Annotated in this window: 10 protein-coding genes; 3 read left to right on the top strand and 7 right to left on the bottom strand. The window is 70.5% G+C overall.

The window, feature by feature from the left end; genetic code table 11:
* Positions 1-403: 403 nt before the first annotated feature.
* The gene (tyrS, locus tag AC1DWC_RS26100; RefSeq protein ID WP_477912719.1) at positions 404-1678 is read right to left on the bottom strand and encodes a tyrosine--tRNA ligase; all 1275 of its coding nucleotides are present in this window, start codon (positions 1676-1678) and stop codon (positions 404-406) included.
* Between the two features lie 8 nt (positions 1679-1686).
* Positions 1687-2337, bottom strand: a complete 651-nt coding sequence (locus AC1DWC_RS26095; protein ID WP_477912717.1) for a DNA-3-methyladenine glycosylase — start codon at positions 2335-2337, stop codon at positions 1687-1689.
* Positions 2338-2510: 173 nt separating this feature from the next.
* On the opposite strand from AC1DWC_RS26095, the gene AC1DWC_RS26090 reads away from it, so the two are divergent.
* Genes AC1DWC_RS26090 through AC1DWC_RS26080 form a run of 3 tightly spaced genes read left to right on the top strand, consistent with a single transcriptional unit; the run spans position 2511 to position 4605 of the window.
* Positions 2511-3245: an ABC transporter ATP-binding protein gene (locus tag AC1DWC_RS26090; RefSeq protein WP_477912715.1), complete on the top strand. Its 735-nt coding sequence runs from the start codon at positions 2511-2513 to the stop codon at positions 3243-3245.
* Complete coding sequence (locus AC1DWC_RS26085; RefSeq protein ID WP_072845562.1) at positions 3242-3997, top strand: ABC transporter permease; 756 nt, start codon at positions 3242-3244, stop codon at positions 3995-3997. The genes AC1DWC_RS26090 and AC1DWC_RS26085 overlap by 4 nt, the downstream gene beginning before the upstream one ends.
* Positions 3994-4605, top strand: coding sequence for a TetR/AcrR family transcriptional regulator (locus AC1DWC_RS26080; protein WP_072845679.1), 612 nt, complete (start codon positions 3994-3996; stop codon positions 4603-4605). Before AC1DWC_RS26085 ends, AC1DWC_RS26080 begins: the two co-directional genes overlap by 4 nt.
* A gap of 10 nt (positions 4606-4615) precedes the next feature.
* On the opposite strand, the gene AC1DWC_RS26075 is transcribed toward AC1DWC_RS26080, so the two are convergent.
* From AC1DWC_RS26075 to AC1DWC_RS26055, 5 genes are all read right to left on the bottom strand, one after another.
* Positions 4616-4834, bottom strand: a complete 219-nt coding sequence (locus tag AC1DWC_RS26075; RefSeq protein ID WP_072845563.1) for a Trm112 family protein — start codon at positions 4832-4834, stop codon at positions 4616-4618.
* Between the two features lie 49 nt (positions 4835-4883).
* The gene (locus AC1DWC_RS26070; protein ID WP_477912712.1) at positions 4884-7859 is read right to left on the bottom strand and encodes an AMP-binding protein; all 2976 of its coding nucleotides are present in this window, start codon (positions 7857-7859) and stop codon (positions 4884-4886) included.
* A gap of 65 nt (positions 7860-7924) precedes the next feature.
* Positions 7925-9346: an argininosuccinate lyase gene (gene argH, locus AC1DWC_RS26065; RefSeq protein ID WP_477912710.1), complete on the bottom strand. Its 1422-nt coding sequence runs from the start codon at positions 9344-9346 to the stop codon at positions 7925-7927.
* 2 nt (positions 9347-9348) lie between these two features.
* A complete protein-coding gene (locus AC1DWC_RS26060) occupies positions 9349-10548 on the bottom strand; it encodes an argininosuccinate synthase (RefSeq protein WP_477912708.1) in 1200 nt (399 codons plus the stop codon).
* An 81-nt stretch (positions 10549-10629) separates the two neighbouring features.
* Positions 10630-11142, bottom strand: a complete 513-nt coding sequence (locus tag AC1DWC_RS26055; protein WP_072845567.1) for an arginine repressor — start codon at positions 11140-11142, stop codon at positions 10630-10632.
* Between the last annotated feature and the right edge of the window lie 86 nt (positions 11143-11228).

The following is an 11228-nucleotide window of genomic DNA, read 5'->3' as shown; positions in this document are numbered from 1 at the left end:
GGAGTACCAAATAATTTGGCACTGACATTCATCGGCACACTGTTGAGTTCTCAAAGAACACGCACACACCTTCACACCCGAGATTAGCTCTCTCGGTGTTCCGGGGCAACTTTTCCAGCCTAACTCATCACTGCCGCCGGCGCAAACCGACTGGATTTTCTGGCTGAAAGGGGTTCTTGTCAGGCTTTCGACGTCCTACCTCGTGTCCCGTACCTCTCGGTCCGGGTCGGTGTCCGTGTCGCTCTGACTCGACAAAAGTTACGTGAGCGTGAACCCGGACGCAAATCCCCAGGTCACCGCCGGACCAAGCGACATCACCGCAGGTGAACGCCTCGACCGGCGCCCGGATGGTGCGAATCCGGACGAATTACGTCGTTGTGACTCGCACCACCCGGGCCGGCGGTCACGCCGGCAGCACCTGGACGCCGGCGAAGTTCCGCTTGCCTCGCCGGATCACCAGCCACTGGCCGTGCAGCAGGTCGGTGGTCTGCGGCTCCCAGTCCTCGGCGTTGATCCGCCCGTTGTTCACCGAGGCCCCACCCTCCTTGACCGTGCGGCGGGCGGCACCCTTGCTCTCGCACAGCCCGCTCGCGACCAGCAGGTCCACGATCGTGGTCGCGTCGCCCGGACGGACCTGCGCCACCGACGCCTCCCGGAGCGCCGCGGCCAGCGTCGGCTCGTCGAGGTCCGTCAGCTCGGCGCGACCGAACAACGCCTGGCTCGCCAGTTCGACGGCGGCGGTGTTGTGCGCGCCGTGCACCAACGTCGTCATCTCCGCGGCGAGACGCTTCTGCGCGGTCCGGGCCTGCGGACGCTCGGCCGTCTCGGCCTCCAGCTCCGCCAGTTCGGCCTCGTCGAGGAAGGTGAACCAGCGCAGGTACTTGACCACGTCGGCGTCGCCGGTGTTCACGAAGTACTGGTACCAGGCGTACGGGCTGGTCATCTCCGGGTCGAGCCACAGGCTGCCGCCGCCGGTGGACTTGCCGAACTTCTTGCCGTCCGACGAGGTCACCAGGGGAACGGTCAGGGCGTGCACCGACTCGGCGTCGACCCGCCGGTTCAGCTCGACACCGGCGATGATGTTGCCCCACTGGTCGGACCCGCCGACCTGCAGCGTGCAGCCGTGCTCGCGGCGCAGCTGCAGGTAGTCGTTCGCCTGCAGGAGCATGTAGCTGAACTCCGTGTAGGACATGCCGTCGGACTCGAGCCGGCGCTTGACGGTGTCGCGCGCCAGCATCACGTTGACGGAGAAGTGCTTGCCGACGTCGCGGAGGAAGTCGATGGCCGAGAGCTTCCCGGTCCAGTTCATGTTGTTCTCGACGATCGCGGCACCCGGGCCGTCGAAGTCGACGAAGCGCTCGAGCTGCGAACGGATCCGCCCCGCCCACTCGGCCACCGTGTCGGCGGAGTTCATCGTGCGCTCCCCCACGTCACGGGGGTCGCCGATCAGACCGGTGGCGCCGCCGGCGAGCACGATCGGCCGGTGTCCCGCCAGCTGGAAGCGCTTGAGCGCCAACAGCGGAACCAGGTGGCCCGCATGCAGGCTGGGCCCGGTCGGGTCGAACCCGGCATAGAGGGTGACCGGACCAGCATCGGCGTCGCGTCGAAGTGCGTCGAGATCGGTCGATTGCGCGATCAGTCCGCGCCAGCTCAGTTCGTCGATAATGTTCGCAGTCACGTGCTCGATCATCCCGTACCCGGCGGTGCCGGTGCACGCGGGCTGCGCCGGTAGGCCGAGACCGCGGCCGATCCCGGAAGCCACAACCGCCACGGCCGGTCGGCCGCCCGCGATATCCCGACCCTCGGCCCGGCCGACGCACCGTCCGCCGGGTCCAGCTCGAGCCGGACCCGGGATCGACCGGTGAGCAACTCGGAGCCGTTGTCCGCCAGCGTGATCCCGACGGCCTGGCCCAGGTTCCCCGGTCCCCGGGCCAGGTCCCGCGGCCGCCGGCCGGGCCCGCGCCGCGACCGGACCACACCCTCCCCCTCAATCACCTCGGCGGCCCGGAGCAGTACCGCCCCCGCAACCCCGTCGCCCGCACAGGTGACATTCATGCAGAAGTGCAGGCCGTGACTGCGGTAGACGTAGAGCCGGCCCGCCGGACCGAACATCACCGCGTTGCGAGCGGTCGGGCCCGGGTACGAGTGCGCCGCCGGGTCGGGCCACGGACCCGCCTCGTCGCCGCCGTACGCCTCGACCTCGACGATCCGGACGGTCACCTCCCCGACGCTCAGCCGCGCGCCGAGGACCAGGTGCGCCGCGCTCAACGGGTCCGCAAGGGCCAGTTCGCGCTGGGCCTGCCGCTTCCGGGTGGACTGCCGCGCGGGTTCGCTCACCAGGCGATTGTGCGCTTTCCCGCCCGAGTTCGACCGTTGACCGCGGGTACCGGACGGCGGTAAATTCATCAGACGATGAGTTCATCGCTCGATGAATTGAGGCGAAGATGACTGGACCGGCCCACGAACGGGCGGCCACCGCCGCTCCCCTTCCCCTCCGACAAACTGCCCCCGTGCCCCCGGCCGACGCCACCATCGACATCCGGAACCTGGTGGTCCGGCGAGGCGGCCGGGAGGTCCTGCGGGACCTGACCCTGCGCGTCGGGCGCGGCACCATCACCGGACTCCTCGGCCCGTCGGGCTGCGGCAAGACCACGCTGATGCGCGCGATCGTCGGCACCCAGATCGTGGCGTCCGGCTCCGTGACCGTCCTCGGGCTGCCCGCCGGCTCGCGTCCCCTGCGCAGCCGCGTCGGGTACGTCACCCAGAACCCCACCGTCTACCTCGACCTGTCGGTCCGCGACAACGTCCGGTACTTCGCCTCCCTGTACGGCCGGTCGAGCCAGGCCGCCGCCGAGGCGATCGAGGCCGTCGGGCTCACCGCGCACACCGACCAGCTGACGCGCGACCTCTCCGGCGGTGAACTCAGCCGGGTGTCGCTGGCCTGCGCGCTGGTCGCGAAGCCGGACCTGCTGGTCCTCGACGAACCGACCGTCGGTCTCGACCCGGTCCTACGGGCCGAACTGTGGGGACGCTTCGCCGATCTCGCCGCCGACGGGGTGACGCTGCTGGTGTCGAGTCACGTGATGGACGAGGCCGAGCACTGCGGCGAACTGCTGCTCATGCGCGAGGGGCTGCTGCTGGCCCAGCTCACGCCGGCGCAACTGCGCGAGGAGACCCACGAGTCGAGCCTCGAACACGCCTTCCTCAGCCTGATCCGCGCCCATGAATCGGAGGCCGCGCGATGAACGTCGGAATCTACGCGTCGAGCACCGGGCGGATCCTGCGGCAGCTACGGGGCGACCACCGCACCGTCGCGATGATCCTGCTGGTTCCGACGCTGCTGATGGTCCTGCTCTACTTCCTGTACGTGAACGTGCCGCCGACCCCGGGCCAGCCGCCGCTGTTCGACCGGATCGCGATCACCATGCTCGGCATCCTTCCGTTCGTGGTGATGTTCCTGATCACCTCGATCGCGATGCAGCGCGAACGCGGGTCCGGCACCCTCGAACGGCTGCTGACCACCCCGATGGCCAAGCTCGACCTGCTCGGCGGCTACGGCACCGCGTTCTCGCTGGCCGCCGCCGCGCAGGCCGGGCTGGCCTGCCTGGTCACCTTCGGGCTGCTCGGACTCACCATCGCCGGCAGCGTCGGATGGGTGGTGCTGATCGCGGTCGTCGATGCCGTCCTCGGCGTCTCCCTCGGCCTGCTGTGCAGCGCGTTCGCCCGCACCGAGTTCCAGGCGGTGCAGTTCATGCCGGTGGTGGTGATCCCGCAGCTGTTCCTCTGCGGCCTGCTGGTGCCGCGGGACCAGCTGCCGCAGTGGCTCGAATGGATCTCGAACGTGATGCCGCTGAGCTACGCCGTCGACGCGCTGCAGCAGGTGGCGAGGCACCCGGGCGCGACCGCGCTGATGTGGCGCGACCTCGCGGTGGTGGCCGGGTTCGCCGTGGTCGCGCTCTGCCTGGCGGCCGCGACGCTGCGCCGGCGGACGCCGTGACCGGGCCGGCCACCACCGGCACCCGCAGTGGTCGACGCCCCGGCAGCCCGGCCACCCGCGACCACATCCTCGCCGTCGCCCGCAGCCGGTTCGCCGAGCAGGGCTTCGACCAGACGTCGGTGCGGTCGATCGCCGCCGCGGCCGAGGTGGACCCGTCCCTGGTCCACCACTACTTCCGGTCCAAGCGCGAGCTGTTCCTGGCCGCCGTCGCGATTCCCGTGGACCCCGAGGTGGTGCTGGCGACCGTGCTCGACGCGCCGACGGACGAACTGGGTGAACGCCTGCTCCGGGTGGTGCTCTCGCTGTGGGACTCGCCACAGGGCGAGGCGCTGCTCGCCGCGTTCCGCACCGCGCTCACCGGAGAGTCGGTGGGGCTGATCCGCACCTTCATCACGGAGGTGGTGCTCAGTCAGATCGCCGGCCGAGTGGACCAGCCGCCCGGCTCCGCGCCGCTGCGCACCGGGATGGTCGCCACCCAGATGTCCGGGATCGTGCTCTCGCGCTACCTGCTGCGCATCGACCCGATCGCGACGCTGCCCGCCGACCGGCTGGTCGCCCTCGCCGGCCCGGTCCTGCAGCACTACCTGACCGGCGACCTCGACGGCTGAGCGCGCCGCGCTACTGCTGCGGCGCCGACTCCGCGCGGGCGAGGAGCGCCAGGTGCTCGTCCTCGGCTACGTCGCGAGCCTCGTCGACCAGCAGCACCGGGATGCCGTCCTCGATCGGGTAGGCGCGACGCAGCCGCGGGTTGTAGAGCAGTTCGTCGTCGACCAGCAGGAGCGGGCCCTTGTCCTGCGGGCAGGCCAGGATGCTCAGCAGGGTGGGGTCAAGCGCCACGGAAGATCCCTCTCGTCACCGGAATGTCTCGGCGCCCACGCTACCGTCGCTACCCGGTCAGCGCCGCACTGCCCCGCTCCCGGAGTTCGGTCACCACCGCGCGGGTCAGTCGGCGGTACCTGTCCTGCTCGCTGTCGTAGAACCACGACCGCACACCGGGTTTCGGTAGGCCCGTCGCCCGGATCTCGGTGCGGCGCAGCCGGTACGAGTTGCTGATCGGGATCTCGGGCAGGACGTGCACGAGATCGGGTCGCTGCCGTGGCGCCAGGTGCGCGAAGGCGTCCGTCAGGTCCAACGCGGTCAGCGAGGCGTCCGGCAGCAGCCGCACCGCGACCGCCGACAACTCCTCCTCGCCGAGCGGAATCCCGTAGGCCAGCGAGACGTCGACCTGGCCGAGGGCGCCGAGCGCGTCGACGATCGGCTGGTTGAACACCGGCCCGCGCCGCGCCCGGACCACGGTGGACCGGTCGTCCATCAACCAGAAGTCGCCGTCGGCGTCCTGCCGGAACAGGTGCTCGGTGGGCACCCAGGCGTCACCGGCCGCGAACACCCCGCGCTGGGCGCCGTCGAGGGTCTCGCTCGCCGTGGCCTGGCCGAGCAGCAGCCCCACCTCGCCGGGAACGCACTCGCGGACCAGGCCTCGCTCGTCCTCGAGGTAGGTGCCGGCGATCGGGTCGTAGGCGGCGATCCGGACGGGCGTGCTGCCCGGCAGCCGCCGTCCCTTGGAGCCCGGCTTGGCGCCCGAGACGTTGGCCAGCACCACCGCGCCCTCGGTGGAGGCGTAGAACTCGAGCACCTGCGCCGGCGCAAACCGCTTCATGGTGCGCAGCCACAGCCCGCGCGGCATGCCGGACCCGACGAAGAGCCGGATCGAATGGTTCCCCGCCAGGCCGAAGGCCGGGTTGTCGACCAGTTCGCGCATCATCGTCCAGGTGTAGGCGACAACGGTGACGCCGTACCGGTGCACCTCCGCCTCGAACCGCTCCGGGTCCAGCCCCCGCGACAGCGCGATCCGGGCACCGCCCGCGATCGCGCCGCCGAGCGTCGCCAGCAGGACCGACGAATGGTAAAGCGGGGCAATGGAGTACACGGTGTCGCCGCGACCGAGATTGGCCGCGGTGGCGGTGCCGAAGGCGGACAGCGCCCAGCGGTAGTTGGTCACCCGCTTGGCCTCCAGGCGTCCGCCGGACCGGCCGAACAACACGAAGGCCAGCTCGTTCGCACGGCCGGGGTTGGGCTGGTACCACGCGGGCAGATCCACCTCGTCTGGATCGATCTGCTCGAGATCGACCGTGCCCGAGTCCGGTTGGGTGTCCAGCAGCCGGGACTCGCCGCCACCGAGCACCAGCACCCGGGCGCCGAGCGACTCGGCCGCGGCCAGGTTGTCGGGGTCGCAGACGACGACCCCGACCCCGCTCAGCTCGGCCGCCGCGACCAGGTCGGCGGTGGGCGGGAGCAGCACGGCGACCGCACCGATCCGCGACAGCGCCGCGATCGCGGTCAGCGCGCTGGGCCGGGTCTCCATCAGCACGCCGATGCGCGCCGCCGGACGCACCCCGCACAGGATCAGCCCCCGCACCACGTTGTCGATCCGGGTGTTGACGGACTTGTTGGTGTACGCCCGGTCGTCGAACAGGAAGCACTCACCCTGCGGAGACTTGGCGCCGGCCTCCTCGAGCAGCCGCCCCAGCGAGATGGTGGTGTTCGTCTGGATCTGTCCCAGCCGGACCAGACGCGGCAGCGCGCGGGCGGCCTCGACGGACAGCTCGCGGGTGCCCCGAACGGCCTGGGAGGTGACGTCGACGACGCCCCGGGTGATGCCGACCCCGACCTCCGCGATGGAGGCGCCGGTGTGCAGGATCCGGTCGCTCACCGAGACGCCGGTCTCGTCGGCGGGCTGCTCCACGCAGGTCATCTCGTCGACGGCCTCGGGCCGCGGCCCCGACCCGTCCTGCCAGCGCACCCACTCGCCGGCGGTCGGCCAGGTCTGCGCGGCCGCAAGCGACCCCACGACCAATCCGAAATGGCCTGCACGCAAGGTGGACTCGAAGACCTCCGCCTTCGGAGCGGCCTTCCGGATGCCGCGCACGGCCACCGGCTGACCGATGTCGTCGACCTCCCCGACGAAGGCGAGGATGGGGCAGGTCAGCTCCGCCAGCGAAACCGGCCGGTCGCCGATCACGAACCCGCCGGACATCATCCGGTTGTGCACGATGAACTGCTGGAGCAACTCCGCGACGGCCGGACCGGACCAGGCCACCCAGCCCTCGGTGGACAGGAACCGGCGCTGCTGCTCCCGGGGCAGGAGCGCCTCCCGGTCGTGCAACTGACGCAGGAAGTCCAGCCTGGACTTCGCCGTCTTGACCGGATCGAGTAGCTGGAATCCCGTACGGGCCATCCATCCCGCGATGGAGAGCCGGGTGAACACGTGGTCCGCGAGGAAGTCCGCGGCGCGGGTGGCCAGGCCGGCCGGGATCCCGAGCGGCAGCGCGGCCAGCGTGTCCACCGGTGCGCCGAAGGTGACGAGGCTGGCGATGTTCTTGCACCGTCGGTACGCGGCCGCCTGGTAGCAGAACATGCCGCCCTGCGAGTACCCGGACAGGTGCACGTCCCGTCCGGTGTGCTTGTGCACCCGGTCGACGATGTCGCTGATCGCCACGACGTGGTCGGTCAGGGTGCGGTCCCAACCGCCGTCCTCCGTTGCGGGCGAACCGAAGTCGACCACCCAGGGGTCCAGGCCCATGCCGTGCAGGATGCCGACCGCGCCCTGGTCCTGGGTGACGTCGTAGACGTCGGCGGACATCATCATCGGGGGCACGAGCACGATCGGCGGCCGTGCGACGTCGGCGGCCTCGTCGGCGAAGTAGCGGCGCAGCCGGTACATCGGTTCGCGTTCGACGACCCGGAACTCCGACGGCTGGGCTTCGGTCTCGAGGCCACCGAGCCGCATGACCTCGAGACCGTTCTGGGCGGTGGCGACGACCCGCCGCACGGAACCGTTCAGAACCTCCGGATACCAACCCACTGTGCCCCCAATGACTCGACGATCACGCTGGGGTCACTATATTCTGCGCCGCCACGCAGGGCCGATCAATGCGTGAGCCAGCCCCGCAATGTGTCCAGCGACTCACGCACACCGTCGAGCTGCCGTGCGACCTGGACCCCGGCGGTGCCACCGCGAGCGTCCCGCGAGGAGATCGAGCCCTCGACGGTGAGCACCTCCCGCACCCCCGGCGTGAGTGCCGGGTCGACGCCCGCCAGCTCCTCGTCGGTGAGGTCCTCGAGCCCGACCCCGCGCGCCTCCGCGACCCGGACGCACGCGCCGGCCGCCTCGTGCGCGACCCGGAACGGAACGCCTTCGCGCACCATCCATTCCGCGATGTCGGTGGCCAGGGTGAAGCCGGCCGGGGCCAGCTCCGCCATCCGCTCGGTGTGGAACTCGAGGGTGGAGACCAGTCCGGTGATCGCCGGCAGCAGCAGTTCGAGCTGTGCGACCGAGTCGAAGACCGGCTCCTTGTCCTCCTGCAGGTCCCGGTTGTACGCGAGCGGCTGCGCCTTGAGCGTGGCGAGCAGGCCGGTCAGGTTGCCGATCAACCGGCCCGACTTGCCGCGCGTCAGCTCCGAGACGTCGGGATTCTTCTTCTGCGGCATGATCGACGATCCGGTCGACCACGCGTCGGCCAGCGTGATGTACCCGAATTCCGGTGTGCTCCAGATGATCACCTCTTCGGCCATCCGGGACAGGTCGACGCCGATCATGGCGAGCACGAAGGCCGCCTCCGCCGCGAAGTCCCGGGAGGACGTCGCGTCGATCGAGTTGTCCGCCGCCGCGTCGAAGTTCAGCTCCGCGGCGATCGCGTCCGGGTTGAGCCCGAGCGACGAGCCGGCCAGCGCGCCCGACCCGTACGGCGAGACGGCGGCCCGCTTGTCGAAGTCGACGATCCGCTGGACGTCCCGCAGCAGCGGGTGCGCGTGTGCGAGCAGGTGGTGCGCCAGCAGCACCGGCTGAGCCGCCTGCAGGTGCGTCTTGCCCGGCATCACCGCGGCCGGGTGGGCCGCGGCCTGGGTGGCCAGCGCGTCGACGACGTCGAGCACGCCCGCCGCCACCCGGCGGACCGCGTCGCGCAGCCACATCCGGAACAGCGTGGCCACCTGATCGTTGCGCGAGCGACCGGCCCGCAGCCGCCCACCCACCTCGGGACCGACACGGTCGATCAGGCCGCGCTCGAGGGCGCCGTGGACGTCCTCGTCGGACTCGCTCGGGGTGAACGCGCCGCTGGCGACGTCGGCCGCCAGCCGCTCGAGCCCGTCGAGCATCGTCGCCAGGTCGGCCTCACCGAGCAGTCCCGCCGAGTGCAGGACCTTCGCGTGCGCCATCGAGGCGCGCGTGTCGTAGGGCGCGAGCACCCAGTCGAAGTGCGTGGACTTGCTCAGCGCCGCCATGGCGGCGGCCGGTCCGGACTCGAACCGGCCGCCCCAGAGGGCACCCTCGTTGGTGCCGTGTTCGGCCATCGTTACAGGCCCAGATCCCGCTTCGCGGCGACCTTGGAGGACAGGCCGTGGATGTTGACGAAGCCCTTGGCGTAGGACTGGTCGAAGGTGTCGCCCTCGTCGTAGGTCGCGAGGTTGAAGTCGTACAGCGACTCCGGGCTCCGGCGGCCGTTGACGGTGATGGCGCCGCCGTGCAGGAACAGGCGGATGTCGCCGGTGACCCGCTCCTGGGTCTTCGCGACGAAGGTGTCCAGCGCGTCCTTGAGCGGGGAGAACCAGAGGCCGTCGTAGACCAGCTCGGACCAGCGCTGCTCCATCTGACGCTTGTACCGGCCGAGCTCGCGCTCGAGGGTGACGTGCTCGAGCTCCTGGTGCGCGGTGATGAGCACCATCGCGCCGGGGGCCTCGTAGATCTCGCGGCTCTTGATGCCCACGAGACGGTCCTCGACGACGTCCAGGCGGCCGACGCCCTGCGCACCCGCGCGCTTGTTCAGCTCCTGGATGGCCTCGAGCACGGTGACGGGCTTGCCGTCGATCGCGACCGGCTTGCCGGCCTCGAAGCTGATGATCAGCTCGTCGGGGGCGTTCCAGTTGACCGTGGGGTCCTGGGTGTAGTCGTAGACGTCCTTGGTCGGCGCGTTCCACAGGTCCTCGAGGAACCCGGTCTCGACCGCGCGGCCCCACACGTTCTGGTCGATCGAGAACGGCGACTTCTTGGAGACGTTGATCGGGATGTTGTTCTCTTCGGCGAACTTGATCGCCTTCTCGCGGGTCCACGCGTAGTCGCGGACCGGTGCGATGACCTCGAGGTCGGGCGCGAGGGCGCCGAAGCCGACCTCGAAGCGGACCTGGTCGTTACCCTTGCCGGTGCAGCCGTGCGAGACGACGGTGCCGCCGTGCTCGCGGGCCGCCTCGACGATGTGCTTGACGATCAGCGGACGGCTGATGGCCGACACCAGCGGGTACCGGTCCATGTACAGCGCGTTGGCCTGGATGGTCGGCAGGCAGTACTCGTCCGCGAACTCGTCGCGAGCGTCCACCACGACCGACTCGACGGCACCGCAGTCGAGGGCACGCTGACGCACGACCTCCATGTCCTCGCCGCCCTGGCCGAGATCGATGGCGACGGCAACAACTTCCTTGCCCGTCTCCTTGCCGATCCAGCTGATGGCCACTGAGGTGTCAAGCCCGCCCGAGTAGGCGAGTACGACGCGTTCAGCCATGGTCTTTGTGCTCCTTAAGGTTGGAAAGCCTCGCCAGTACGTGAGGCGAGAGGTTCAGTTGTCGGGCCGTCGATCGGCCCGTCAGGCCAGCTTTTCGATCATGTCGGCGAGCTGCGCACCGGTGCGCGGTTCGCGGGCGATAACAAGAATGGTGTCATCCCCGGCAATGGTTCCCACAACCTCCGGCAGCGAAGCCCGGTCCAGGGCGCTCGCCAGGTAGTGCGCGGCGCCCGGCGGCGTGCGCAGCACGGCCAGGTTTCCGCTGGCGTCGGTGGACACCAGCAGCTCCCCCAGCAGCCGGGCGAGCCGGTCCGTCCCGCCCGAGACGCCGCGCACCGGGCTGCCGTCCTCCGGCACCACGTACACCCCGGCACCGCCGTCGGCGGCGCGCAGCTTCACCGCGCCCAGCTCCTCGAGATCGCGGGAGAGGGTCGCGTTGGACACCTCGATACCCTCGGCTGCGAGCAGCGCGGCCAGCTCCGGCTGGCTACGCACCTCGTGGGTGGCGAGCAGCGCGGTGATCCGCGACTGCCGGCCCGCCCGGGTGTGGGCGACGGTCTGCGACCGCGCCGACTCGGACCGGGCGGTGGTCACGGCCTCGTCCCGTCACCCTGCACAGTCCCGTCACCCTGCGCAGTCCGGCTGTTCTGCTCGAGCAGCCACACCAGCAGTGCCTTCTG

This window comes from Rhodococcus sp. P4_C10 (assembly GCF_056402135.1).
The sequence above is the reverse complement of the archived record's forward strand: the minus strand, read 5'-3'. Positions and strand labels throughout refer to the sequence as shown.

Excerpts from the sequence above, each read along its gene's own strand:
- AC1DWC_RS26060 (WP_477912708.1), bottom strand. The coding sequence starts at position 10,548 with ATGGCTGAACGCGTCGTACTCGCCTACTCGGGCGGGCTTGACACCTCA.
- AC1DWC_RS26085 (WP_072845562.1), top strand. The coding sequence starts at position 3,242 with ATGAACGTCGGAATCTACGCGTCGAGCACCGGGCGGATCCTGCGGCAG.
- argH (WP_477912710.1), bottom strand. The coding sequence starts at position 9,346 with ATGGCCGAACACGGCACCAACGAGGGTGCCCTCTGGGGCGGCCGGTTC.